The 24927-nt window shown below is 47.0% G+C and carries 23 protein-coding genes; 13 read left to right on the forward strand and 10 right to left on the reverse strand.

Annotation, left to right across the window (positions count from 1 at the left end; genetic code table 11):
• Positions 1–275: 275 nt before the first annotated feature.
• Positions 276–950, forward strand: a complete 675-nt coding sequence (locus COV52_07435; protein PIR10715.1) for a hypothetical protein — start codon at positions 276–278, stop codon at positions 948–950.
• On the opposite strand, the gene COV52_07440 is transcribed toward COV52_07435, so the two are convergent.
• Both COV52_07440 and COV52_07445 read right to left on the reverse strand, forming a co-directional pair.
• Positions 947–1570, reverse strand: a complete 624-nt coding sequence (locus tag COV52_07440) for a hypothetical protein (GenBank protein ID PIR10716.1) — start codon at positions 1568–1570, stop codon at positions 947–949. The genes COV52_07435 and COV52_07440 overlap by 4 nt on opposite strands.
• 8 nt (positions 1571–1578) lie before the next feature.
• Complete coding sequence (locus tag COV52_07445) at positions 1579–3336, reverse strand: arginine--tRNA ligase (protein ID PIR10717.1); 1758 nt, start codon at positions 3334–3336, stop codon at positions 1579–1581.
• Between the two features lie 171 nt (positions 3337–3507).
• On the opposite strand from COV52_07445, the gene COV52_07450 reads away from it, so the two are divergent.
• From COV52_07450 to COV52_07470, 5 genes are read left to right on the forward strand one after another with little or no spacing between them, the layout of a single operon-like run.
• Positions 3508–4014, forward strand: coding sequence for an RNA pyrophosphohydrolase (locus tag COV52_07450; GenBank protein ID PIR10718.1), 507 nt, complete (start codon positions 3508–3510; stop codon positions 4012–4014).
• Positions 4007–6283 carry a phosphoenolpyruvate--protein phosphotransferase gene (locus tag COV52_07455; GenBank protein PIR10750.1) on the forward strand — a complete coding sequence of 759 codons (2277 nt, stop codon included), beginning with the start codon at positions 4007–4009 and terminating at the stop codon, positions 6281–6283. Before COV52_07450 ends, COV52_07455 begins: the two co-directional genes overlap by 8 nt.
• Positions 6283–7074, forward strand: coding sequence for a hypothetical protein (locus tag COV52_07460; protein PIR10719.1), 792 nt, complete (start codon positions 6283–6285; stop codon positions 7072–7074). Before COV52_07455 ends, COV52_07460 begins: the two co-directional genes overlap by 1 nt.
• Positions 7075–7083: 9 nt before the next feature.
• Positions 7084–7887 carry a prolipoprotein diacylglyceryl transferase gene (locus COV52_07465; protein ID PIR10720.1) on the forward strand — a complete coding sequence of 268 codons (804 nt, stop codon included), beginning with the start codon at positions 7084–7086 and terminating at the stop codon, positions 7885–7887.
• Complete coding sequence (locus COV52_07470) at positions 7884–9062, forward strand: aminoacetone oxidase family FAD-binding enzyme (GenBank protein PIR10721.1); 1179 nt, start codon at positions 7884–7886, stop codon at positions 9060–9062. Before COV52_07465 ends, COV52_07470 begins: the two co-directional genes overlap by 4 nt.
• A gap of 130 nt (positions 9063–9192) precedes the next feature.
• On the opposite strand, the gene aroB is transcribed toward COV52_07470, so the two are convergent.
• From aroB to aroF, 5 genes are read right to left on the reverse strand one after another with little or no spacing between them, the layout of a single operon-like run.
• Positions 9193–10293 carry a 3-dehydroquinate synthase gene (aroB, locus tag COV52_07475; GenBank protein PIR10722.1) on the reverse strand — a complete coding sequence of 367 codons (1101 nt, stop codon included), beginning with the start codon at positions 10291–10293 and terminating at the stop codon, positions 9193–9195.
• Entirely contained in the window at positions 10290–11381 is a 1092-nt protein-coding gene (locus COV52_07480) for a chorismate synthase (protein ID PIR10723.1), read from the reverse strand. The genes aroB and COV52_07480 overlap by 4 nt, the downstream gene beginning before the upstream one ends.
• Positions 11368–11862: a hypothetical protein gene (locus tag COV52_07485; protein ID PIR10724.1), complete on the reverse strand. Its 495-nt coding sequence runs from the start codon at positions 11860–11862 to the stop codon at positions 11368–11370. Before COV52_07485 ends, COV52_07480 begins: the two co-directional genes overlap by 14 nt.
• Positions 11859–13151: a 3-phosphoshikimate 1-carboxyvinyltransferase gene (gene aroA, locus COV52_07490; protein PIR10725.1), complete on the reverse strand. Its 1293-nt coding sequence runs from the start codon at positions 13149–13151 to the stop codon at positions 11859–11861. Before aroA ends, COV52_07485 begins: the two co-directional genes overlap by 4 nt.
• Before the next feature lie 15 nt (positions 13152–13166).
• On the reverse strand, positions 13167–14000 hold the full coding sequence (aroF, locus tag COV52_07495; protein PIR10726.1) for a 3-deoxy-7-phosphoheptulonate synthase: 834 nt from the start codon (positions 13998–14000) through the stop codon (positions 13167–13169).
• 133 nt (positions 14001–14133) lie between these two features.
• Here aroF and COV52_07500 point away from each other — a divergent pair, with 133 nt between their 5' ends.
• The 6 genes from COV52_07500 to COV52_07525 all read left to right on the forward strand — a co-directional run bounded on the left by COV52_07500 (position 14134) and on the right by COV52_07525 (position 17862).
• The gene (locus COV52_07500) at positions 14134–14928 is read left to right on the forward strand and encodes a thymidylate synthase (GenBank protein ID PIR10727.1); all 795 of its coding nucleotides are present in this window, start codon (positions 14134–14136) and stop codon (positions 14926–14928) included.
• On the forward strand, positions 14925–15335 hold the full coding sequence (locus COV52_07505) for a hypothetical protein (GenBank protein ID PIR10728.1): 411 nt from the start codon (positions 14925–14927) through the stop codon (positions 15333–15335). The genes COV52_07500 and COV52_07505 overlap by 4 nt, the downstream gene beginning before the upstream one ends.
• A gap of 105 nt (positions 15336–15440) precedes the next feature.
• Positions 15441–15953, forward strand: coding sequence for a hypothetical protein (locus COV52_07510; protein PIR10729.1), 513 nt, complete (start codon positions 15441–15443; stop codon positions 15951–15953).
• Between the two features lie 22 nt (positions 15954–15975).
• Positions 15976–16659, forward strand: a complete 684-nt coding sequence (locus tag COV52_07515) for a hypothetical protein (GenBank protein ID PIR10730.1) — start codon at positions 15976–15978, stop codon at positions 16657–16659.
• A gap of 9 nt (positions 16660–16668) precedes the next feature.
• Positions 16669–17142, forward strand: a complete 474-nt coding sequence (locus COV52_07520; protein ID PIR10731.1) for a hypothetical protein — start codon at positions 16669–16671, stop codon at positions 17140–17142.
• 36 nt (positions 17143–17178) lie between these two features.
• Positions 17179–17862, forward strand: a complete 684-nt coding sequence (locus COV52_07525) for a hypothetical protein (GenBank protein PIR10732.1) — start codon at positions 17179–17181, stop codon at positions 17860–17862.
• A 6-nt stretch (positions 17863–17868) separates the two neighbouring features.
• Here COV52_07525 and COV52_07530 read toward each other — a convergent pair whose 3' ends face one another.
• The 3 genes from COV52_07530 to COV52_07540 all read right to left on the reverse strand — a co-directional run bounded on the left by COV52_07530 (position 17869) and on the right by COV52_07540 (position 23769).
• Positions 17869–20412, reverse strand: coding sequence for a hypothetical protein (locus COV52_07530; GenBank protein PIR10733.1), 2544 nt, complete (start codon positions 20410–20412; stop codon positions 17869–17871).
• Between the two features lie 70 nt (positions 20413–20482).
• Positions 20483–23155 carry a hypothetical protein gene (locus COV52_07535; GenBank protein PIR10734.1) on the reverse strand — a complete coding sequence of 891 codons (2673 nt, stop codon included), beginning with the start codon at positions 23153–23155 and terminating at the stop codon, positions 20483–20485.
• 8 nt (positions 23156–23163) lie between these two features.
• Complete coding sequence (locus COV52_07540) at positions 23164–23769, reverse strand: hypothetical protein (GenBank protein PIR10751.1); 606 nt, start codon at positions 23767–23769, stop codon at positions 23164–23166.
• Between the two features lie 255 nt (positions 23770–24024).
• Here COV52_07540 and COV52_07545 point away from each other — a divergent pair, with 255 nt between their 5' ends.
• On the forward strand, positions 24025–24882 hold the full coding sequence (locus COV52_07545) for a class II glutamine amidotransferase (GenBank protein PIR10735.1): 858 nt from the start codon (positions 24025–24027) through the stop codon (positions 24880–24882).
• Positions 24883–24927: the final 45 nt, after the last annotated feature.

Below are 24927 nucleotides of genomic sequence, written 5' to 3' on the forward strand. Positions count from 1 at the left end.
CGTCGCTTCGCTCCTCGCAAAGACGTTGCTACCCAAGACGGTTGCTACATACGCGTTCAAACACCAAAGCCAGGCGGGTTTTGCCCCCCCTTGAGGCTGTATATTGTCAATACATAGGTAACACATCTTCCACTACATGGGTTACACCTTTAGGCTGCGTTTTTGAGTATCCTCCATCTTCGTGCGGGCGAGGATACTTCGAGACGATTTACGACACCGGTTGATTTCACGCGGTGATCTGTCATCATGAGCGCTTACTTAAATGAGGAGGCTTTATGAAGCGTACATTAATCACAGCCACATTATTAGCGCCTTTGGCGACTTTTGCTGCGAGCCAGCAAGCATTAACGCAAGATGGCAGTTATGCTTTCGGCTATCAGTTTGGTCAAACCGCGCATGCGCAAATGCCAGAGCTAAGTGCGAAAAGTTTCTCGCAAGGCTTTAATGATGCTTTCGCAGGCCGTGAGCCTAGTTTGTCAAAAGCAAAAATGAAAGCCGGTTTTGCGCATCTTCAAGCGTCTGCGCAGCAAAAGATACAAGCCCACCACGCTAAAGCGGCAGCTAGCAATGGCGCTCAAAGCGAAGCTTTTTTAGCGGCCAATGCAAAAAAAACGGGTGTGGTCACCTTGAAAAATGGCCTGCAATACAAAATCGTTAAAAAAGGCACAGGCCCTAAGCCGTCAGCAGACAGCACGGTCACTGTGAATTACGAAGGTGCTTTGCCGAACGGTAAAGTGTTCGACAGTTCGTACAAGCGCGGTCAGCCAGCAACGTTTAAATTGAATCAAGTCATCCAAGCGTGGCAACAAGCCTTGCCAATGATGCATCAAGGCGCGGTGTGGATGTTGTATGTACCGGCCAACTTGGCGTACGGCCAGCAAGGTGCAGGTGGCATGATTGGTCCAAATCAAGCCTTAGTCTTTAAAGTGCAGTTGATTAAAGTTAACTAGCCCCGCTTTACGGGCCGGATGATCGCATAAATGTGTTGATCATACAGCGTTTGCCAAGCGGCTTGCGCATGATCACTCGAGTGAAACGGCCCGACTTCTAATCGATAATAGCGCGTTTTTCTACGCTGATTTAAGGCCAGATGGTATTTGATGCCGAGCTGGTGCAGTTGTTGGCGCAGCGCTTTTAAGTCCGGGCTGTCTTCGCGGTAGCTGCCAAGTTGTAGCATGTAATATTTGATATCATCTTGCGCGGCCGGCGGCAATGGTTTGAAGTTAAATTGAATATTGTTGACCATCGACCTTGCCGGTGTTTCGCTTGTGTCTGCGCTCGTGGCGGTAAGTTTTTCGCCGGCTGAAGGCTTCGGCGTGACTTTATCGCCTTTGGCATAGGTGGCCATTGTGTTTGAGGTCTTGTGAGGGTGTCTTTCGCCGGAGACCAGAAAAATAATGGCTGCGATGAAAACGATGAACCCCAATAACAAAACCCATCGGAGTTTTAGGCCGGTGCTTTTTTTGTTGGCCGATGGCGCGGACTTGCGGCGTTTTTTAGAGTCGCTAAAGCGCACCGACTGCTTCGGTTTGCCCTTCTTGCGTGATTGGCTTGCATAGTCCTTTGCCACAATTCATCCTACATGCTGCGCGGTGCGCTAATGCCGAGCAAGCTTAGGCCATTTTTCAAGGTTTGGCCTGTGGCGGTGATCAGAGCAAAGCGCGCTTGGCACAAAGTGTCATCATCAACGATGAATTGTTCAGCATTATAATAAGTATGTAAAGCTTGGGCCAATTCGCGCAAATAATTTGCGACCAAGTGAGGTTCTAGGTGTTTGGCTGCGTTCTCACAGACCTCGGGGTAGCGCGATAGGGCTTTGGCCAAGGCCTCTTCGTATTCGCTGCTGAGCTTGTCAAGGTTGGCAAGCCCCAGTGTTTGATCAAACTGTCGGCCGGCGGCTTTGAGTTTTTCATGAACGCTGCAAATGCGGGCATGGGCATATTGCACATAATACACGGGGTTTTCGTTGGTTTTTGATTTTGCGAGCTCTAAGTCGAAGTCCATGTGCTGTTCGGCTTTTCGCATCACGTAGAAAAAGCGCGCCGCGTCATTACCCACTTCTTCGCGTAGTTCGCGCAGGGTGACAAACGAGCCTGATCGGGTCGACATTTGTACCCGCTCGCTGCCGCGGTAAAGCACCGCAAACTGGACCAAGGGCACGCGAAAATGTTGATCGTCTACGCCGAGCGCTTTCATCGAAGCGCGTACGCGTGGCACATAACCATGATGATCGGCGCCTAAAACGTCGATGACATGAGTAAATCCGCGTTCCACTTTGTTGAGGTGGTAAGCCACGTCCGAAGCAAAGTAGGTGGTTCGGCCGTCGTCACGCTGCAAGACGCGGTCTTTTTCATCGCCAAACTCCGTGGATTTAAACCAAATCGCGCCATCTTGTTCGTAGCAGTAGCCGAGGCTTTGAAGCTTTTCGATGCCATGGCTCACCGCGCCGTTGTCCATCAGGCTTTTTTCTGAAAACCAATCTTCGTAATGGACATTGAACTCGGCCAGGTCTTCACGAATGTCGTCCAAAATGGCGTCGAGCGCGATGTTGAAAACGCGTTCATAATGTTCGCCTAAAAGACCTTGAGCATGGTTAATCAAGGCGTCAATGTGTTCTTCTTTGTCGCCATTTTCCTGGCCTTCGTCGAGCGGTACGTCTGAAAATACGGCATCGGCTGTGTGGACTAGGCTATCACCAAAAGCCTGTTGCACATTTTTGGCGATATCGATGATGTAATCGCCTTTGTAGCCGTTAGAGGGAAAGTCAAAGCGTTGCCCCTCCAGCGATAAATAGCGCAACCAAACACTGGTGGCCAAAATGTGCATTTGTCGACCCGCGTCGTTGACGTAATATTCGCGGTAAACGTCATACCCCGCGTTGCTCAAGATGCTGGCCAAGGCTGAGCCGTAGGCCGCGCCGCGACCATGCCCTACGTGCAAAGGTCCGGTGGGGTTGGCTGATACGAATTCAATGTGCACCTTCTCATTTTCACCCAGGGTTGAGCGACCAAATTTATCGCCTTGGTAAAGCACGGTGTCGACAATGGCAAACTGTGCGCTGGTTTTGATGAAGAAATTGATGAAGCCCGGACCTGCAATCTCAACTTTTTCGACCATGTCATGCGCTGGCAGGTGTCGGATGATGGCTTCGGCAAGTTCCCTGGGCTTTTGGTCCGCGTGTTTGGCGAGCATCAGGGCGATGTTACACGCCAAATCGCCGTGGGCTTTGTTTTTGCAGTGCTCTAGGACAATGTCAAGGCGGCGCTCGCTCCGTGTGTTGGACAAGGAAAGGGCGTCAAGACTTTTTTGGATGAGTTGTTCTAGTGTCTGCTTCATACCGGTTTCTCTCATGCAGGGTCAGGCATTATACCGCTAGTGCCTAAAAATGCGAATCTTATCGCGGCTTGAGCGTTTGCCTGCAGTTATCGCTTGTTTTGGGAGGGGGTTTTGTGGAAAAATGGTCGCCAGATTGCACAAATATAAAAGTATAAACGAAGAGGCACGGTAGTGATTGATGAAAAAGGCTTTCGTCATGGCGTCGCGATCGTCATTATTGACGAGAGCAACCGTGTTTTTTGGGCTAGACGCTATCGTCGGCGAGGTTGGCAGTTTCCCCAGGGGGGTATAGAAGATGGCGAGTCGCCAATCGATGCCATGTTTCGTGAGCTCTACGAAGAAGTGGGCCTTAAAGCCACAGACGTGGAGATTCTTGCCGAAAGTAAAACTTGGTTGCATTATTACTTGCCTAAGCGTCTGGTTCGTTATGATGATGAGCCGGTCTGTATTGGTCAGAAGCAAAAATGGTACCTGTTGCGCGTCAATAGCCGCAATATTCGTTTTCAGTTTGATAAAACCGAGCATCAAGAATTTCAGGGGTTTCGTTGGGTGAGTTACTGGTACCCGTTAAAACAAGTGATTTTTTTCAAAAAGCGCGCTTACCGTCGTGCGATGAAAGAATTCGAGGCCTTTATTTCCGATAAAAAATCGCAGGAGTTAAGCGACAATGATGCTTAAACTGCTGCAGCACATCATCCAAGAGGTGAATGAGGCGAATTCGATCTATGCGGCGCTGGACGTTGTGGTCGAGCACGTGGTCACGGCCTTGGATACACAAGCCTGTTCGATACTGCTATTCAATGAAAAGAAAGAAGAATTCGTGCTGTTTGCTACGCGCGGTTTAAAGCAAGATGCAGTCGGTAAATTACACGTACCGATGGGGCAGGGTTTGGTCAGTGTGGTGGCCGAACGCGGTGAGCCAGTGAAAGTACTTGATACCACAAACGATCCTCAAAACTATGCCGTTTATGGTGCCGGCGAGCACAGCTACACCGTATTTTTGGGTGTGCCTATTCAATACCGTAGGCGCACGCTGGGTGTGTTGGTTGTAGAAGACGAAGCCGGTCGCGATTACGAAGAATCTGAAGAAGCCTTTTTATTAACCTTGGCCACGCAGCTTGCGGTGGTGGTTGCCGAAGCTGAGTCGCGCGGTGACTTATCGTTCACGGTGAAATCTGCGCGCGCATTACCGCCAAGTTTGCGTGGTGTCCCGAGTGCCTGGGGTGTGGCTTTGGGTGAGGCTTTGGTGGTTTATCCTAAAGCAAATTTAAGTGCCGTGCCACGCCAACAAGCTGATGATACACAAGAAGAGTTACAGCTATTTGAAACGGCGCTTGAGAAAACCCGCAACGAAGTTCGCGTGTTGGGTAAGCGTCTGGCTAAAGAGCTTTCGGAAGATGAGCATGCTCTATTTGAAGCCTATATCAAAATGCTCGATGGTGACACGATTGTCACAGCTGTACGTGATGCGATTCGGAAGCAAGGGTTGACTGCGCAAAGCGCGATTGCCGATGTGTTTCAAGAACATATTCGCTTATTTCGCACGATGGACAATGATTACTTGAAAGAACGTGCGCAAGACATCGATGATTTAGGTCGCCGCTTATTGGGTAATTTGCAAGAAGATGAAGAAGAGCTGAGCATCGAGTACCCAGATCAGGTTGTGTTGGTCGGCGATAATATGACAGCCACGCAGCTCGCGGAAATTCCACAAGAAAAAATTGTCGCTGTGGTATCAGGCACTGGCTCGGCAAACTCGCACATCGCCATCTTGGCGCGTGCTATGGGTGTGCCGTCTGTGATGGGTGTGAGCGAGTTGCCATTGTTTAAGCTTGATGGCGTTCGCATGATCGTCGACGGTTATTTGGGTCAAGTCTACCTCGACCCTGATGACTCGGTGTTAAAAGAATTTAAAGCCTTGGCTGCCGAAGAAGAGGCTCTTGAACAAGAGCTGGAAACCTTTCGTGATTTGCCGACAGAGACAGAAGACGGCCATCGTGTGAGTTTGTATGTCAATGCAGGGCTGGTCGCAGACATCAGTCGCTCGATCACGGTGGGCGCAGAGGGTGTGGGTTTATACCGCACGGAAGTGCCTTTTATGACGCGCGATCGTTTTCCTTCGAGCGAAGAGCAGCGCGTGATTTATCGACAGTTGTTAAATGTATTTGCGCCCAAGCCTGTGATTATTCGATGTCTGGATATTGGTGGTGATAAATCATTACCCTACTTCCCCATCGAAGAAGAAAATCCCTTCTTGGGCTGGCGCGGTATTCGCGTCTTGCTCGAGCAGCCTGAAATTTTTCTTTCTCAATTGCGCGCGATGCTGCGTGCCAGTGAAGGCTTTGAAAATATGCGCATCATGCTGCCCATGATTTCGGATGTCACGGAAGTTGAAGAAGCCATGGCGTTGATTAAAAAAACGTATCAGGAATTAAAGCACGAAGAGGGCTTAGATATTGTTATGCCAAAAGTGGGCGTCATGGTTGAAGTGCCGTCTGCCATTTACGAAGCCAAAAACATTGCCAAGCTTGTGGATTTTCTGTCGGTGGGCAGTAACGATTTAACGCAGTATATTCTAGCGGTCGATCGGAATAACCCGCGTGTGGCGAACTTGTACGATGCCTTGCACCCCTCTGTGTTAAAAGCTTTAAAACAGCTGGTAGAAAGCGTGCACGAAGAAGGCAAATTGGTGAGCATTTGCGGTGAAATGGCGGCAGACCCGATGGCAACTTTGGTGTTGCTCGGCATGGGGTTTGATATGTTAAGTGTGAATGCGCCAATGTATACACGTATTAAGTGGGTGATTCGCAAGTTTACACTCACCCGTGCGCGCAAAGTCTTGTCCGAAGTGTTGGCTATGCGCACAGCGGCCGAAGTGCGTCGCCATCTTGAGTTTACGCTCGAAGAGCATGGTTTGGGTGGTTTGATTCGAGCGGGGCGTCACTGATGTGGATCACGTTTGTTTTGTTTTTATTTGTGGGTGCAATCTCAGGCGCCTTTTCGGGTTTGCTTGGAGTTGGTGGCGGCATTGTTGTTGTGCCTTTATCAATGTTTTTGCTTAAAACCTTTGGGCATGTACCAGAAAATATTATTATGCAGATGGCCGTCGCGAGTTCCTTGACGTCTATGATTGTGGTCAGCGCCCGGTCTGTATATGCGCGATATAAATTACAGTTAATCGATTTTAATATTTTGAAACCTTTGTTGCCGGGCGTGGTGCTGGGAGTTATCGCTGGCTCATCGCTAGCAACCCATTTGTATAGCAGCACGCTGGAACTAGTTTTTGCTTGCGTGCTGCTGATCTTGTCAATTTACCTTTTTATTGGAGGAAAAACCAAGCATACAAAGAGGCAGGTGCCAGCTTGGGTTGGCTTTATTGTTGCTTTGTTTATTGGCTTTAAATCGGGTTTGTTGGGCTTGGGTGGTGGCGTTGTGATCGTGCCATACCTTATCTATTGTGGTGTGGATATGCGAAAAGCCTCCGGCGCAGCAGCGGCGTGCACGATGCCCGTGGCCATTGTCGGCGCGATTAGTTATGCCGTGTTGGGCGCGCATTTGCAGGCTAATATTCCCTATTCGACGGGTTATATTTATTGGCCTGCGGTGGCGGGCATTGCACTGGCGAGCTTGCTCACGGTACCTTTGGGTTTGAAAGTCGCGCAATCCATTGATACGAAATGGTTAAAGCGTTTATTTGCTGTGTTTATTTTTGCCGTTGCGCTAAAAATATTATTCTAGGAGTTCATTGTGTTTGTCTACCCGCACTTAGACCCGGTTGCGTTTAAAATTGGTTTTTTTAAAGTGCACTGGTACGGTTTGATGTATCTGGCGAGCTTTATTATTGGTTGGTTTTTATTAAAGTACCGGGTGAAAAAATTTAAGCTCGATTGGTCGTCTGATAAGTTAGCTGACTTGGTGTTTTACGGTGCCTTGGGTGTCATTTTGGGTGGCCGCATTGGCTACATTCTTTTTTATAACTTATCGTTGTATTTGGCGCATCCCTTGCAAATGCTTGAAGTGTGGGACGGCGGCATGTCGTTTCATGGTGGCATGCTGGGTGTATTGATTGCGATTGCTTACTGGTGTCATAAGTACCAAGAAGCTTTTTTTAGCGTGACGGATTTTGTTGCCCCCGTGATTCCTGTGGGCCTTGCGGCGGGACGTTTGGGTAATTTTATTAATGGCGAGTTGTGGGGTCGTGTGACGGATGTGCCTTGGGCCATGATTTACCCGCAAGCGGGCCCACTGCCACGTCATCCTTCAGAGATTTATGAATTTTTGCTCGAAGGGGTTTTGCTATTTTTAATCCTCTGGTTTTATTCGTCAAAGCGCCCACCGCGTATGGCAGTATCGGGCGCCTTTTTACTGGGCTACGGTTGCTTTCGTTTTTTCTGTGAATGCTTTCGTCAGCCGGATCCGCAGCTGGGTTTTGTGGCGTTTGGTTGGATGACGCGCGGCCAAGAGTTGTGTATTCCAATGATTATTCTTGGTGTTTTCTTTTTAGTGTTGGCCTACGTTCGTAAACCACCGGTTGCGTCAGAAGTCTTATGATGGTCGATGTTGTCATTATCGGAGCGGGTGCTTCGGGTTTAATGTGCGCTATTGAGGCGGCAAAACGTGGTCGCTCGGTCTGTGTATTGGAGCACGCTAATCGCGTGGGTAAGAAAATTCTGATGTCTGGCGGTGGGCGGTGTAATTTTACAAACTACCAAGCCACGTCGGCACACTTCGAATCCAGTAATCCACATTTTTGTAAATCCGCTCTAGCGCGGTACTTGCCGTCTGATTTTATCGCGTTGGTTGAATCGCACTCTATTCCTTATCACGAAAAAACGCTGGGTCAATTGTTTTGTGATCGCAAATCTCAAGAGGTTGTCGATATGCTGCTGGCTGAATGTGAGCAATACGGCGTGAGTGTTTTAACGAGCACGCCGGTAAAAAGTTATGATAAAAAGTCCAGCGGTGAGTTTGTCATTAAAACAGCATTGCAAGAAATACGGTGTGAGTCTTTGGTTGTGGCAACCGGAGGGTTATCGATACCGACTTTGGGTGCAACGGGTTTTGGTTATGAGATAGCCGAGCACTTTGGCTTGTCCGTTTTGCCGCGCCGCGCAGGTTTGGTGCCTTTTTGTTTATCTGAAAAAGATAAAGCTAAGTACGGCGTATTATCGGGTGTATCGTTTGATGCTATCGTTTGGAATGATCGCAAGCAGTTTCGTGAGGCGGTGCTTTTTACACATCGTGGGATTAGTGGCCCCGCGATTTTACAAATTTCATCTTATTGGCAGCCGGGTGAGTCGGTGATGATCGACTGTTTACCTGATGTGGATTTGCAGGCGCTATTGCTGTCAAAAAAACAGACGGGGCCAAAGCTGCGTTTGAAAACGATATTAGAACCTTTGCTGCCCAAGCGCATGCTTGCCGTGTTTTTTGATGAAGACGCGCTCAATACACGTTTGGCTGATTGTTCACATGAGCGGATTGAGTTAATCAGTGCTTGCTTAAAGCAATGGTCGATTAAACCCGTGGCCACAGAAGGCTACCGTACAGCGGAGGTGACAATAGGCGGTGTTGATCCCGATGAGTTATCCTCTAAAACCTTTGAAGCCAAAAAAGTGCCAGGCCTGTATTTTATCGGCGAAGTGATCGACGTGAATGGCTGGTTAGGTGGGTATAACTTTCAATGGGCTTGGGCCAGCGGTTTTGCCGCAGGGCAGGTGGTTTGACGGGCCAAGGCGTTCAGTCCACAACTTAAGAACTGTATTTTATGGGCCAGACCTTAGGCACTAAAAAATAAGAGAAAGAAGCAAAAAAATCTAAGTGGCTCGCGACACCAGCGACAAGAACGATTTTTTCTCAGTTTTGAATGAGTGCGAGTTGCTTTTTGAGTTTGGCAGCATCGATCGTGATGGATTTTGTTTCAAGAAGCTCGCCAACATCACGAATAAACACCATGTGAATCTTGTGATCCAGGTTTTTCTTATCATGCGTCATGCGTGTGATGAGTTTTTCTGAATCTATCGTCTCGATGTTGAGTTCGCCAAGTTGATAGAAAGCCAGTACCTTTCGAATACGTTCGCTTAAACCGTTTTGGGTGATGCCTAGCGTTTCGCCAAAAGCGGTTTCAAGGATTAAACCCTGGGCAACCGCCTGACCATGGCTGAGCTCAAAACCGCTTTCCGCTTCCAGTGCGTGGGCAATGGTGTGACCCAAGTTTAAACACTGTCGTAAGCTTTTATCCTGTTCGTCGCCGATCACAAAATCACGTTTAATTTCGACATTTCGCACAATCAACGGCGTTAATACATTTGGATCACCGTTTAAAATCGCCTCGCTTTGGTTTTCAATCAATGCCAATAACTCGGGGTCGGCGAGTAAGGCATGTTTAATCACTTCTGCCATACCATCGCAGAAAATGTTTTTGGGCAGTGTGGATAATACGGTTGGGTCGATGAGCACTGCTGAAGGTTGGCAAAATGCGCCGACGGTGTTTTTTCCATGATCAGTGTTCACACCGGTTTTGCCGCCCACGCTCGCATCCACCATCGCAAGCAATGTTGTTGGAATGTAAACCACCGGGATGCCGCGCATGTACGTGGCGGCTAAAAAACCGACAATATCGGTGGTGATGCCGCCGCCCAGTGCGATTAAGCCTGTGTCACGTTGGCAAGCGAGCTTAAAGAGTTTGTCTTCAAGCTGTACTTTCGTTTCGCGTGTTTTGGTGTTTTCATTGGCATGAAAACTAACGAGATCGATCGTAAGTCCGGATTGTTTTAAAGCGAGACACAAAGGCTCGGCATACAGTGCCAGCAGCTTGTCATCACTGATGAGCACAAAGCGTTTTGCGCCTGTAGAGTTTAATGTCTCGATAATTACTTGAGGGTTGTTGATTAAACCTGGTTCAATCAGTACTTCATATGGCGATTGAGTGGGAATGTGTATGCGCCTTAAGCTCATAGCTTTGCGACTCGATTCATAAGCACCGCATCAAAAATGACGAGGGCGCACATCGCCTCGACAATCGGCACAGCACGTATACCCACGCAAGGGTCATGGCGTGAACCTTCGGGTAGTTTAAACTCAGCTGATTTTCCTTCAAGGTCTGTGGTTTGCTGTGTTTTCATGATGCTCGACGTTGGCTTAAAGGCAACGCGGCCGACAATCGCCTCGCCGTTGCTGATGCCACCCAATGTGCCGCCGGCGTGGTTGCTGCCAAGCGTTGTTTTACCTTCGCTGGATTGAAAAACGTCGTTGTGTTCACTGCCCATCATGCGAGCAGCACGAAAACCTTCGCCAATTTCAAAGCCTTTGCTCGCGTTAATGCTGAGCATCGCTTTGGCTAAATTCGCTTCGAGTTTTTCATAGATCGGATCACCGAGGCCTGCCGGCACGCCACTAATGTGAAAACCAATGACAGCGCCGAGTGAGTCGCCGTTTTCTTTGGCGTGATTGATCGCTTGCATGATCTGCTGAGCTGCAGCACTATCGTGGCAAAACACCGGGTTTTCGTAAATCGCTTTGCGTGCACGTTCATGTGCTTGATCAAAAGCGTAGGCTTCAATGTTCCCAACCGAGGCTACATAGGCCAAGCAATCGATACCTAAGTGAGCCAGCGCTTTTTTCGCAATCGCGCCTGCGGCCACACGGCACGCAGTTTCACGGGCAGACGATCGCCCGCCACCGCGGTAATCGAACACGCCGTATTTTTCGAGGTAGGTGTAGTTAGCGTGCCCGGGGCGATGTAGGTTTTTGATCGGCTCGTATTTGCTGCTGTCATGATCTTGATTGTCAATCACAATGGAAATCGGCGTGCCGGTGGTTTTGCCTTCGAAGATGCCTGAGAGTATCTGTGCTTCTTCTTTTTCTTTGCGGGGCGAGGTGTATCCGTTTCGCCCTGTTGCGCGAAGAGCCAATGCGTCATTAATATCACTTTCGCTGATTTCAATTCCGGCTGGGCAGCCATCGATCACCACACCTATCGCTTTGCCGTGTGATTCTCCCCAGGTCGTGATACGAAATAATTGTCCGAAGCTATTGGACGCCATCGTTTAATTCCTTTGCTATGAGTTCACATTGTTCGCTATTTGTGAGGCTTGCGTCAACGATGATGTCTGTGATTTCGCGATAGAGGATGTCGCGATAGTCATAGTCATCAATTTTTTGACTTAAAATACCCTGTTGTTCGCGCGTTTGGTTTCGCAAAGTCAGTGTTTCTTTTGGGGCATGCAAATACACAATAAAGCCAAGCGATTTAAGTTTCTCTCTGTTGTTGGCGCGAAGAATAATGCCGCTACCTGTGGCGATAATGCTATTTTGAGTGTCAATGTTTTGGAGAACATTTGATTCAGCGTCACGAAAATACGCATCACCTTTATCACGGTAAAGCTCAGCAATACTCGGGTAATCAGGGTGTGTGCTTAGTAGATGTTCATCAGTGTCGAAAAAAGCTCGCGATAAGTGTTTAGCTAAGGTTTTTCCTAGCTGGGTTTTTCCGGAACTCTTATGGCCGATTAAGACAATGTTCATTCGCAAACCTCGATATTTGCACCTAGGCTTTTCATGACTTCAATAAAGTTAGGAAAGGTTTTTTTCACGCAGTTGATGTTTTCAATGTCAGTTTTGCCTTCTGCAATCAAGCCTGCAACGGCTAAAGACATGGCCACGCGATGATCATGATGGCTATAAACCTGCGCGCCATGGAGTGTGGAGCGCTTAATGGTTAAGCCATCATCCGTTTCTTCAATGTTCGCGCCCATTTTCTTGAGCTCTGTTGCGATCGAAGCAATACGGTCGCATTCTTTTTGGCGAGCAATCGCTGCATTCTTAATCACGGTTTTGCCCTGTGCGTAACAGCCGATGACGGCGAGTATGGTGATCGAGTCAATGTAGTCATTAATATCCAAGGTGGTGCCACGCAGCGATTCGCAGCGATGTACCGTTAATGTTTTTGCTGAGTCTGAATAGTCGAAGATTGCACCCATTTTGCTGAGTGCCTCAAGTAGCGCTTTGTCGCCTTGCGAATCATTCATGTCCACCCCTTGCAGGGTGATTTCAGAGTGCGTGAGCAAGGCTGCTGCCACAGGAAAAGCGAGTGAGCTAAAATCACTCGGTACACAATAATCAAAAGCCTTGAGTTTCGCTGATCCCTTAATCATAAAATGAGAAAAATCAGGCGAGTGTTCAGCTTGTAAGCTTAAGCGTTTAAACCATGCTAGCGTGAGGTTCAGCCAAGGTTTTTCACCAGGGTTATCAACAAAAATTTCAGTACGGCCTGTTAGAAACTGTGAAGCAATCAGCAAGCCCGAAACCGGTTGTGAATCTTGGCCGTCAATACGAAGTTTGCCAGCCTGTATCGGACCTTGAATGACGATGGGCGCTTTATCGTCACCACGCGTGGAAAAAGCTTTGGCGCCGAGTTGGTTTAATCCATCGAGCAGTGGTTTTGCAGGCCGATTGTGCCTAACAGATTGATCGCCCGTAATCACCGTTGCGCCATCAATCAAGCCTGCGATGGCGCCCACAAAACGCAGCACTAATCCAGAGTTACCGGCGTCGATCACATTGTCTGGTATGCAAGGTTTACCTGCGATGCCTTGAACCAACAAGGTCGAACCGGTTTGTTTAATCTTGGCTCCCAGCTGTTGACAGGCTTTGATCATCGCAATGGTATCAGGTGAGTTTAATACGTTCTTAATGCAGCTTTCACCATCAGCCAGTGCGGCAAATAAAATCGCGCGCAAGGTGTGAGATTTTGAGCTTGGAATTTTGGCTTGGCCTGAAAGTCGTTCTGTCTGGTTGACAATAAAGGCTGGCATTGTCTCTCGCTATGTTTACAGGGTTCGTCCAACGGCTTTGGCGACCGCTCGACCTTTCCTCACAATCTCAGCCAGCAGGTCTGGCGAAATTGTTTGTTGGGCATCGGATAGTGCTTTATCTGGTGTGGGGTGTGCTTCAATGAGTAAGCCGTCACAACCTGCAGCAATGGCCGCATAGGCCATAGGCTCGACGTATTGACGTAGCCCAACACCGTGGCTTGGGTCAATGACGACCGGCAAATGACTGAGCTCTTGCAAAATAGGCACCGCGGCAATATCTAAAGTATTCCGCGTGTAGGTTTCAAAGGTGCGAATGCCCCGCTCACAGAGTATGATATTCGGATTGCCCGCATTCATGATGTACTCGGCCGCGAGTAAGAATTCGCGATACGTGGCGGCAAAGCCCCGTTTGAGCAGGATGGGGTTTTTGACACGACCGAGTTGCTTGAGCAAGCTGTAATTTTGCATATTGCGTGTGCCAACTTGTAAAATATCAATTTTATCGGTGGTCATCTCAATGTCGCTCGCGTCCATGATTTCAGAGATCGATAGCATGCCGTATTGCTTGGCCGCTTTGCTGAGGTATTCCAAGCCCACTTCACCTAGGCCTTGAAAATCATAGGGCGAGGTTCTCGGTTTAAATGCGCCGCCTCGCAAAATCGTCGCCCCCGCCGCAGAGACAAGCTGTGCCGTTTCCATGATTTGGGATTCAGATTCAACAGAGCACGAGCCTGACATGACGATAATTTTCTCACCGCCAATCAGTTGCCCTTGGCAGTCAATGATGGTTTTCTTGTTGTTATCGTCTTTTCGGGTGAGCATCGCCGTTGGTTTCCTGTGTGGACCCATTGAGTGTTTGAGGTTGGCGCTATTTTAACCATGTCGGGCTGAAAGATATACCAATAACGCCATAAAAAGATAAACATTTTGTTTTTTGACGCAAAAGCGTGGCTCGGCTAAAGTAGACCCAAAAGGAGGCCTCATGCGTCAGTATCTTGATTTTCTTCAACACATCCTGGATCACGGCACACATAAGCAGGATCGTACCGGTGTGGGCACAAAAAGTGTCTTTGCTTACCAGATGCGCTTTAACTTGCAAGTCGGCTTTCCCCTGGTCACGACTAAAAAAATTCACCTCAAGAGTGTGGTTCATGAACTGTTATGGTTTTTAAGCGGCGAAACCAATGTGAAGTATTTGCAAGACAATGGCGTGCGGATTTGGAATGAGTGGGCCGATGAAAACGGCGAGCTTGGCCCGGTGTATGGTAAACAGTGGCGGCATTGGGCGGCACCTGAAGGCAAAGAAGTCGATCAAATAGCCGCTTTAGTCGATGGTTTAAGGTCTGATCCAAACTCGCGCCGTCATTTGGTCTTGGCGTGGAATCCGGGTGACTTGGACAAAATGGCCTTACCGCCTTGTCACATGATGTTTCAGTGTTATGTGGCCAATGGCAAATTATCCTGCCAATTGTATCAGCGCTCAGCCGATGCGTTTTTGGGCGTGCCGTTTAATATCGCGAGCTATTCTTTGTTGACTCATATGCTGGCTCAACAATGCAATTTAGAGGTCGGTGAATTTATCTGGACCGGTGGCGATTGCCATATTTATGACAATCATCAAGAACAGGTCGCACTTCAGCTCTCGCGTGAGCCTTATCCTTTGCCTAACTTGGTGATACACCGCAAGCCCAACTCAATCTTTGATTACGTGTATGATGATTTTACGTTTGATAACTATCAACATCATCCTCTGATCAAAGGCGTGGTGGCGGTGTGATACGCTTAACTTTTTTGATGGGTTTGGCCTTGTCAGCCAAGGCCATCACCTTGCATCCCAATCAGCCAAGTAATGTATACCTTATATACAATGCGAGTGCGCAGCCAGTTTGGCTAAACCACGAAAGCTCATCAGGCGTGAGTGCGGGCTGGGCCAGTCAGATTTGGCCTGCACACTACAGTGTGTTGGTTTTGGGGCAATCTAAGAAGCTGTTTACGCTGAGCTGCCAAGCCGCTTCGTTTAAACCCTTGGCTTGTGATGGCCGCGTGCGTGTTTGGTCACTGGGTGTGCGCTCACTGAAACCCTTGGCTGGTGGTTATTGGTTAAGTGAGAACACTCTGCCAACAGCACTTATGATCAAGGGGCTTCTAAGCGGTGTTTCCTTGGGATTTCGCCCAATATTTTAAGTCAAACTGCGTAATGTTTTTTATTTCGCTTTCTCTAGAATGAAAAATCCGGGGGGCAGGGTTAGGAATGTACCCTCATTTTTTAAGGATTGATAAGGGGAAGGTATGAAAAAACCATTTATCGTCGGCGCTGCTTTGTTATTCAGTGCAGGCTCGGCATTGGCAGCCACTGATGGCTCACTAGGCTCTACGTCACAAGGCAGTTTGGATATCAGTGCCCAAATTGCGCAGTTGGCAAAAATCACGGCATTAAGCGATATCAATTTGGGGATATTTTCGGGTAGTGCCTTGTCGGGTTCTGCCACGAATATCTGTGTGTTTTCAAACACGGCAAGCAACGGCTACTCGGTTGATCTTACGACATCCACAAGCGGTTTAACCATTAGTGATGGCACAAACTCAGCGGCGTTTACGGCAACTTGGAATGACGGCAGTGGCGGCGGTGCGACAAGTTTGGCCTACAATACACCACTGACAGGCCAAACCGGCTCGTCATCATTAACCTGTGCCTCAGGTAATAAAGCGACTTTTGCTGTTAACGTGCCTGCTGCGAATATGGAATCGCTTCCTGCGGGCAGCTATTCAACCACGGCGACGCTTGAAGTCACACCAACTTAACCCCAGAAAAAGGATTAATTTTATGAGAAGAATCATTACACTCGTTTGTTTATGCTTTGGGTATACGCTTTTGGCAGAAGCCACGCCCGCCATTGCAGTATCACCACAAATTCTTTACTTGGGCGCTAATCAGCGTGCAGTCAGTACCACTGTGGGTAATTTAGGTAATGAAAAGGTGTCAGTAAAAGTCACACCTTATCGCATAGAAAACCCGGGTACAAAGAAAGAAAAAAAAGTGGAGATAAAAGACCCTCACGAGCAGGGCATCTTTGTTTCTCCTCAAACCTTGGTGATTCCGCCTAAGGGTGAGCGAAAAATTCGCTTTGTTCGCTTAGGTGCACCAAAGGTTCAAGAACAAGCCTTTGTCGCTAGCGTTGTGCCACAAGTTGGAAAACTTAAAGCTAAAGACACCAACGCCATTAAGCTTGTGATTGCTTACGGTGTTCGCGTGTTTGTGTTACCAACACATATCAGAGAAGCGGTCGTGTTGTCTCGTGATGGCAAGCAGGCCAACGTGACGAATAAGGGTAATGTCAGCGCGGTCTTGTTTGACGGCAAACAATGTCAGGGCAAAAAATGCACTAAGCTGCCAAGCTTCCGCTTGTATCCTGGTCAAACACACACCGTGGCTTTAAAGGCTTCATCACCTGTGAGTTATGAAGTGTCTTACCCACACGCTAAGGTTGCCAAGCTTACTTCTCACTAAGGATGTGTAATGAGGCGTTGCAAACGTTCGGTGTGTTTAACGCTGGTTATTGTTTCAATGGCCAGCGTTGCTTTTGGCGATATTCAAATCATCGGTTTAAGTGATATTGATTTTGGTCTGATTACACCAGGCGGAAATACGGTTGTGGCTTCTGATTCATTCTGTGTTTATACGAATGCGCCTTCTCAAGAGTCTCAATACGAAGTGGAAGCCTGTGGGGCTGGCTCTGGCGGTGATTATGACTTGCAAGACAGCCATGCAAACAAATTGCCCTACAGTGTCAGTTGGTCTGATGGCTCGAAATCTAGGAAATTAAGCTGTGGCAAGTTTATAAAATCGTTTGCACTCAGTGCTTTGCCACAATGTGGTGGTGGGAATAATGTAACGCTAGAGCTTGAAATCAAGCAAAATGATTTCAAGCTAAGCTCTGTGGTGGCGGGTAGTTATGGTGGCAGTTTGTTTCTGACAGTAATGCCAAGGTAGTGTTTTTGAGGCTGAATGATGACCAGATGCTTCGCAATGCGCTTTGATGCGTTGATTTTAGTCTTGGGCTTATTGTTCTCAAGCAGCTTGGCGCTTTCTGAATCCATTATGGTTTCTCCACAAATCATCGATTTTAGTGCGGGAAAAAGGGTTGAAAACATCACGGTGATCAACTCTGGCGATAAGCGCACGTTTGTGAAAATCACGCCCTATCGCTTAGAAGACCCGGAAACACCGAATGAAAAAAGGATTAGCGAACAGAACCCTCAAAAGTTGGGTCTTTTAGTGTCGCCGCAGCATTTGATTATTCCGCCCAGGGGTGAAAAAACTGTCCGCTTGATTCGACTAACTAAAAGCAGCGGTGAAGAGTTGCCTTTTTTAGTGTCAGTCACGCCTGTTTTGGGAAATGTTTCTGCCAAAAATACGAATGCCATTAAGATAGTGATTGCCTACGGTGTGCGTATTTTTTTGATGCCTAACCAGATCAAGGAAAAAATTGTTTTAGAGCATCACGCTGAAAAGCTTATTGTAAAAAATGAGGGAAATGTCAGCGCTGTTTTATTTTCTGGGAAAGCGTGTGTTTCAGAGAGTAGCTGCGAAAGCTTACCCGCTTTTCGCTTATATCCTGATAAATCGCGTGATTTTCGTTTAAAAGCCAATGCTAAAGTGGTTTATAAAGTTGATTATCCGAAAGAAAATATTGTTGAGCTAAGCGCCTGAGGCTTTTTACTTGCTTTCTCGGCAAACCAGTTCGTCTTTAAACAGGAATTCTTTTTCAGGGTTGATTTTTGGCAGTGTCACTGTGCATTGTTTTTCATCTTTTATGAGTTTAAGGGTGTGGGTGCTTGACGTTACAATCACTGTCGTATAGCCTGCCTCACCGGTAAAACTCGGCTCGCTGGCATTTTCCACGGTCGCAAAAGGAATGGGATTGCCTTGTTGGTCGACTATTTTTGCAATCAGTGTTGTGGCCTTTTCAGCACTCAAGTTCAAGGTGTAAACATTGCCTCGGTATACTGTGATAGGCGTGGGTATTTTAGATAATACATAGTCGCTATTATCTTTTGGTGTGATGGTTAATTTATAAGCTTCGTTCGCATTCAAGAAAAAGGTTTTATCTGAGTGGCTTGTGATCACCCCTAATGGAGTTTTGTTTGCGGACACATCAAATAAAACACCTTTCGGGCCAGTGACATGAATAATGATGGCTGATTTATAAGATTTTGAGTAAGCCATCTCCCACTTGTCTGGTGTTGCAATAATCGCGGAACTAAAAGAGCTGGTGTAGTTTGTTTGTGCGGCTTGCTGACTATTCTGAGTGATGTGTTGTGCGCTGATAGAGCCTAAAATCTGGTTTGTTTCAAAGCGTGTATTTCCACGATAGCTAAGGTTATCTGGCTGTTTGTTAACGTTACCTGAAAACTCTAGCTTGTGTTGTCTGTCCCAGGTTTTTTTCCATTGACTACCAAAAGCAGCGTTTGAACCTGTTTGGTTGTTCGTGTTTGGCTGGAGTCTTTGATAACCCAGGCTTGCGCTATGTTGGATATTGCTGTTTTTAGGCCTCCATCGCCAATCAAACCCAAGAAACACCAGCTTTTCTTTATTAGAGTCAGTCATGTTTAGCGTGAGTTTTGCGTCGCTTGTCGTTTTTCGCCAGAGTTGATAGCTGATTTTTCCTGAAAATTGGGTGAGCTTACTGCTGCTGTCATTTTGCACTGCAGAGACATTAAATTGCCATCGGTTCGCAGAATAGCTTGCATTGGCATACAAATTGCTTGTGCTTTGCGTGATAGGGTCATAAACAACAGTCTCGGAGCTCTCATTGTTTTTGCTATTGAGTATTTTTCTTGCGCCAAATCGCAGGTTGAAGGTATCCAGTGAGTAAAGGCCGTCGAGTGAGAAACCGTATTCTTTGTCTGTTGATGCGAGCACACCTATCGCATAGTCCATCGACTTACGCTTTAAAAACAAACTGGAGCTGATGAGTGCATGCTGATCTGTCGCTGAAAGCTGATTGGTGATGCCTAGCGTGGCTGAAAAGGCTCGGCCTTGTTTAAGTTCTAGATAAGGTGTTTTCACATACTGTTCAAATAAACCAGGTGTCGTCACTGTATTGTCGGGTTTTGCTAAAAAGCCGAAGGCGAACTGGTAGCTACTAACGCCAATAGGCAATACCTCGGAAGACTTACTAAAAAGCTGTGTTTCGGTGGTGACTTGGCCTGTGTCGCTAGTAATCTCAATCGTGACATCGTAAACGCCACCGGGAAAGGATTCAGTATCAATCACATGGCGACCCGCATTTAGGTAAGTTTCATTTAATAGCCTTGGGCCCTTGTAAATTTTTACTGTTCCAGGCATCGTTAAGTACACTTCAAGTGGTGTGCCCAATAGTTCTTCAAAGTTTTTAGCGGTTTTTGGGTCATCTTTGATGCCAACGCCAAGGATGCTTTCATTGCCTGTAAATAACCCTCCCTCTGTTTGAAATGCTCCTGCTGTGTAGTGCATGGAGTCTGTGACTCGGTTTAGGTTAATCTCATCAAAATGTGTTTGTTGAGTGATTTCGCCATCACTGCTTTCTCTCTCCACATAGCCTTCAGCTTTAAGGTAATTATTTTTGTAAGCGACTATAGGGTCAAAATATAGATTGGCGTATTGAGAGTCTTTGCTGTGCGAAGTGTTTAGGTTGAGCGAGCTAATCATGGAAGAGTTTGTGCTTGAGGGGCCAAGGTAATTGAGTGTTTTGGCTTTTGAGCTTTTGATAAATCGTTTGTTCAACAAAATCACCGCTTTATACTGAGAGCGGTCAAGCAGAACAAAGGCGGGTTTGTTTTGGATTTTGCAGGCGCTATCACTCGGCTCTTTTTCACAGTGTGCCCAAAGGCCCACTTTAATCTGGTGAGATAGAGCCTCGGTCAGGGCTTTTTTGTCTTTTGCGGCGGGGATGTGGTCAACGAGTGTTTCTACATTGTTAAATTTTATGCTTTCATTGTTGAAGCTTGCCATGACCTCAGCAATTTTTTGATTGTCATAATAGACAGATAGCAGGTTTTCTTCATTTAAGTTTAAGAGTTTGAATTCTTCAGGGGGCTCATCGCTAATCTCGAAAAGTTGCTCGGTATTTTGAGTTTCTTTTTTAGGCTCAATTTTTTTAATGGAGTCGATGAGCCAGTTGTTTTGCTGTGTTTGTTGAATAAAATAACTTGCAGATTCATTGTGTGGTATGACTAACAACTCGCTTCCGTCGACAAGTGGATAATGGCTTGCAGACATTGTCTAAGATTTAAGATCAAAAAAAATTCAGCAATTGTGCTTAAGTGAAAAATATCTTAAGTGAATCTGCTTAAAGAGCTTGTTGATAAGTTTTTGTTGGGTCGTATTTGTTTTGGGAGCCGTCATTAACTCGACTGTTAAAAAAGTTAGGAAGATTCGTTTGACTGTTTCTTTTGGGTAGCTCTAGACATTGATCGCCTTCAAATTCGCGCCTAAGCTCGGGCGACGAGGGTGGTTTACCAAGGCTAAGCGCAGAGAACAGGGGTTGTGATAGACGTATGGCGCGCAAAATCGTGCTGTGTGTTGTTTCGTGTTGGGCGATTTCAAAGTGAGAACAGCTTGGTACAGCAGCTACAACTTCAAAGGCTGATTTTGTTTTTTTTGGCCAGGCAGTTTTGCTCTCTGTAGGCGAGGCCTGAATGAGCGTGGCTTTTATGGTGCGTAGCGTTTCTGGGTCAGTTCGATAGTTTAGGCTGCTCAAAAAATAGTACAGCGCATTTCGTATATAAGCTGCTTGTTCAAGCGATTGTGTAGGTTGTATTAAGGATGAAAAAATACGATGTGCATAGGTGCTGGACCATTGTAGCGCCTCAACGTTCAAGTTTTTTAATCTAAAGAGTGGGTTTAGGCTGAGTTCTTGGTCGCCACTAGGGTAATAAGCTAGCATCAGTTTGTGAACAAACAAACAGAGCCCTCTAATTAGGGAGGCGGCTTGTGTTTGGTTCAGGCGTGAGAATTTATCGTGATGATCAATGGTGTCAAGTAAGATAGTCTGTGTCGGGACTCTTTCTTTAAGCACTTTTGCCATTTCCAGCGCAATCAGTCCGCCGTAAGACCAACCAACGAGTATGATATTTTCATAGCCTGATAAGATGGTTTTTTCACGGGCTATGACAGCTTGGGCAACGTTTTCGACACTGGTTTCCTCGATTTGATCGGGCAATGTTGCGCACAGAGTGTCGGCATGATGACTGATTTTTCGCGCTAGTTTCTCAAATGCGATTGGATCATTACTTAAGCCGGGTAAAAAAACGACCAAAGTATCTGATGTCTTTGGTGTTGGTGTTGCTTGGTGAAGCACTTGCTGAATTAGGCTGGGCGTTAGGGTGCTTCCACTAAATGCACGCAGTAGTAAGTGACGCTGCATTTCAGTTGGGTTTAGCTTATTGCATAGGCACATGAAGTTTAAGGAGTTTCCTCCGCAGTCTTGAAACACAGTCTCGGGTTCTACACAGTCAATCGACAGAGTTTCTTGCCATGCTTCAAGAATTTCAGGGTTGATTGTGGAATTTTTTTCGCATTCGTTGATGGGGTTAAACTGACGTCTTGTGTCATGAATTTGGTGCAGGGCCGGTATTCCATTTAGGCCAGTGCTCGATAGACTTTTGTGAAGCGCTTCGGCAAGGGCGCTATCTAAGAAATGCCCTATTAAGTCTATCTCTAAATGAAAGCAGTTTTTATCGGTGATTCGATACTTTACGGATTTCAGCTCAAGGCTCTTTGATATAAAGAAGGCTCTTGTGGCCGCCTCGATCGCTTCAGGGTGAACTTTCTGCCCAGCAATTTTTAATTGCCCGGGCCTTATGCGCCCTTCAGGTAAAAAAGTATTTCGAGAAAAATAATCGCCGGTGCAGAATCGACCATGAAAGGGCCTGTCTCTTTCGCCGCGTGCCACGGCATGGCCGTAAATAACCAACTCACCGGCTTCGATTCTGAAGTCACTTGGTGGGCAGAGGTAAAAGCTTTCGGGGTGTTTTTGATTTCGTTTCATCAGCCAAAGCAGGTTGGCGATACCGGTTTCAGTCAATCCGTAGCCATTATAAAAACGCTCAGGTATGTCTAGCCACGTTTCTAGAATATGAGGCCGTAGTGGCTCGCCCATGCAAACGATGGTTTCGACCTTGCCTGCTGCAATAATCACGTTTGATAGTCTTTCGAGAATGCTTGGAACCAAAGTTAGGTGTTGGATTCGTTCGTCACTGATAAACAATGAAAGCCTTTCTGGCGAAAGCTTGAGTTTTTCGGGGGTGATGACAAGCGTGCCTTCGGCCAGGATACATACCAGTATTTCATACAGGGAGGCATCAAAACCACTGCGCGCAAATTGTAAAAAACGCTGGCCTTTTTGTTTGCTAATGATGCTTGCGGCAGTTTTTAAGGTGGTGGTGATGTTTTTATGCATCACTTCAATACCTTTAGACTCACCCGTTGTGCCAGAAGTCGCAATAACGTACGCAAGCGCGTCGGTGCTCTTTGCACTCTCAGGTATTGATGACGGCGCAAGCTTATTTAGTGCGCTTAGCGTCAGGTGTTGCGGCGAGTCTACTTCCAAAAATAGAGCGTCTTTCTGGTCGGGGCAGATGATTATGTCGGGGTTTAAGCAAGCTATTTGGCGCTCAAGTCGTTGTTGGTCGGTTGAGCTTATGGTTGGATCCAGTGGGCAAAATGCAACTCCGGCTTGCCAGCAAGCTAAGAGTAATACAATGTAGTCGATCGAAGGCTTAAAATATAAGCCGATGACCGTTTCTTTTTTGGCTTGTGCTAGCGTGTTCGGTCTTCGTTGGTGTTCGGCTACGAGTGTCGCTATTTTTTCTGCTGTTGAGCGAACGCGATCACCTAGGGTCTGATAGCTGATCTTGGTTTTGTCTTCGATGATAGCGATTTGGTCGCGGTTGGCGCTAGAAAGGCTATCAAGAAAAGGGTTGCTGTAGGGGCTTTGGAAATTTGGTGTTTGGCCGGGCATTATTATAATTATTTAAAGGACCAAGATCTCACTTCATCAATATTTTCAATGATGGTGAGTATGGCAAGCCTTGAATTTTGTTCAAATTTATTCCGTAAGTTATAGAAGTACACTTCCACTGTGCGAGGTGAGATATTCAGTTTGTCAGCGATCAGTTTGCCAGGTAAGCCGCGACTTAAATAGTGCAGGCACTGTGCTTCTCGAAGTGTCAGTATGTGAAACTTTTTATTGGTATAAACGCAGTAATGATCGGGCGCTATTGGCGCTGGTTTTTTTTCGGTTTGCACAAGACCCTTTAGTAAACTGTTTTCGAGGAATCTTTGTTTATCCTTGAAGTTGAGGGCTTGTGTTTTTCGCCAGCTTTCTGGATTAAGCGCCGTTGCGGTCCCGGCAATGGCCAGCGTTTCGCCTTTGTCGTTCATAAGGGGGAAGCAGACATCGTAGAAATAAAATAGTTTTCCTTGGCTATCTTTTGCGCGAAAAGAAATCTCTTGATGGTTCTGAGCTTTGGATTCAATGCGTTTCGTACACCCTGTGATAAAAGCTTTTCGGTCTTCTTCTAGCACACTGTTTGTAATGGCGTCCGAGGTTTCAAGGATTCGGGTTGTGTCCATTTTGAGCAAACGAGCAAAGGTATCGCTTAAGTAAAGCTGTTTGTTCATCAGCTTGTCGCGGACCCAAAGTGTTTGCTGGTCATTCGCAGAAATGGCATAAAAAAGAGGGGATAGCGCGTTAATGACTTTAGCGTTTAACACATCAACTTCCCCTAAGTTTTACAATAATGCGCGAAGTGTATAAAAGTTTGACCCCTAGCGCAACGCCTGTGCTAGTCTTAGGGTGTGCTTAGCTATCAGTTTTAAGGGGTGTTTATGTGTCGATTTCTCGTGTATTTGGGGCAACCGGTTTTGTTGAATACGGTGATCACTTTGCCGGGTAATTCTTTGATTCACCAAAGTAAGCAAGCCAAGGAAATGATTAATACGGCGGAGGTGAATGGCGATGGTTTTGGTATTGGTTGGTACACGCCAGAGATCAGTGAGGAGCCAGCTGTGTTTAAGTCGATTCGGCCAGCCTGGAATGATTTGAATTTGGATTATCTCTTGCCCAAAATTCGCTCGCACTGTTTTTTGGCCCACATTCGCGCGGCCATGCACGGTGGGGTGGAGTTTGCTAATTCCCATCCTTTTCACTATGGCCGTTATTTGTTTATACACAATGGCATGATCGGTGGTTTTCAAACGATCAAGCGGCACATGCGTCATCGTTTAAGTGATGCTATGTATGGCTGGGTCCAGGGTCAAACGGATACCGAGCACATGGCTGCGCTCTATTTGGAGCGCTTGGCTGATCGCGACAAACCCGCGAGTATGGATGAAATGGCCGGCACGCTGCGGCAAGTGATCGCAGAAATTCGTGAATTGCAGGTGGAGTTTGGTGTGCCTGACGATGCGCTCACCGTCTTGAATTTTGTGATTTGTGATGGCGAGAAAGTGTTGATTTCGCGTTATGCTTCCGATTTGGCGCGTGCTTCTACGCTCTACTATGCGTTTGGTGAGCGCTACACCTGCGAAGGCGAACTTTGCCAACTGCCTCAGGGTGAGCGAGTGGGTGCGGTGATTGTGGCTTCTGAAAAACTCGATAGTGACGATATGCACTGGCAAGAGGTGCCTAAAAACCATTTGGTCTTGCTCGAAAAGGGCCGGGCCCCGCGTTTGGCTGAAATTTAAAAACCCTGCAATAGTAATATGCAATATTAAATATGCAGGGTTTTT

The organism is Gammaproteobacteria bacterium CG11_big_fil_rev_8_21_14_0_20_46_22, assembly GCA_002796245.1.
Taxonomy (GTDB): domain Bacteria; phylum Pseudomonadota; class Gammaproteobacteria; order UBA12402; family UBA12402; genus 1-14-0-20-46-22.

Excerpts from the sequence above, each read along its gene's own strand:
- COV52_07435 (PIR10715.1), top strand. The coding sequence starts at position 276 with ATGAAGCGTACATTAATCACAGCCACATTATTAGCGCCTTTGGCGACT.
- COV52_07445 (PIR10717.1), bottom strand. The coding sequence starts at position 3,336 with ATGAAGCAGACACTAGAACAACTCATCCAAAAAAGTCTTGACGCCCTT.
- COV52_07455 (PIR10750.1), top strand. The coding sequence starts at position 4,007 with ATGCTTAAACTGCTGCAGCACATCATCCAAGAGGTGAATGAGGCGAAT.
- COV52_07460 (PIR10719.1), top strand. The coding sequence starts at position 6,283 with ATGTGGATCACGTTTGTTTTGTTTTTATTTGTGGGTGCAATCTCAGGC.
- COV52_07470 (PIR10721.1), top strand. The coding sequence starts at position 7,884 with ATGATGGTCGATGTTGTCATTATCGGAGCGGGTGCTTCGGGTTTAATG.
- aroB (PIR10722.1), bottom strand. The coding sequence starts at position 10,293 with ATGAGCTTAAGGCGCATACACATTCCCACTCAATCGCCATATGAAGTA.
- COV52_07480 (PIR10723.1), bottom strand. The coding sequence starts at position 11,381 with ATGGCGTCCAATAGCTTCGGACAATTATTTCGTATCACGACCTGGGGA.
- COV52_07485 (PIR10724.1), bottom strand. The coding sequence starts at position 11,862 with ATGAACATTGTCTTAATCGGCCATAAGAGTTCCGGAAAAACCCAGCTA.
- aroA (PIR10725.1), bottom strand. The coding sequence starts at position 13,151 with ATGCCAGCCTTTATTGTCAACCAGACAGAACGACTTTCAGGCCAAGCC.
- aroF (PIR10726.1), bottom strand. The coding sequence starts at position 14,000 with ATGGGTCCACACAGGAAACCAACGGCGATGCTCACCCGAAAAGACGAT.
- COV52_07500 (PIR10727.1), top strand. The coding sequence starts at position 14,134 with ATGCGTCAGTATCTTGATTTTCTTCAACACATCCTGGATCACGGCACA.
- COV52_07510 (PIR10729.1), top strand. The coding sequence starts at position 15,441 with ATGAAAAAACCATTTATCGTCGGCGCTGCTTTGTTATTCAGTGCAGGC.
- COV52_07515 (PIR10730.1), top strand. The coding sequence starts at position 15,976 with ATGAGAAGAATCATTACACTCGTTTGTTTATGCTTTGGGTATACGCTT.
- COV52_07520 (PIR10731.1), top strand. The coding sequence starts at position 16,669 with ATGAGGCGTTGCAAACGTTCGGTGTGTTTAACGCTGGTTATTGTTTCA.
- COV52_07525 (PIR10732.1), top strand. The coding sequence starts at position 17,179 with ATGCGCTTTGATGCGTTGATTTTAGTCTTGGGCTTATTGTTCTCAAGC.
- COV52_07530 (PIR10733.1), bottom strand. The coding sequence starts at position 20,412 with ATGTCTGCAAGCCATTATCCACTTGTCGACGGAAGCGAGTTGTTAGTC.
- COV52_07535 (PIR10734.1), bottom strand. The coding sequence starts at position 23,155 with ATGCCCGGCCAAACACCAAATTTCCAAAGCCCCTACAGCAACCCTTTT.
- COV52_07540 (PIR10751.1), bottom strand. The coding sequence starts at position 23,769 with ATGGACACAACCCGAATCCTTGAAACCTCGGACGCCATTACAAACAGT.
- COV52_07545 (PIR10735.1), top strand. The coding sequence starts at position 24,025 with ATGTGTCGATTTCTCGTGTATTTGGGGCAACCGGTTTTGTTGAATACG.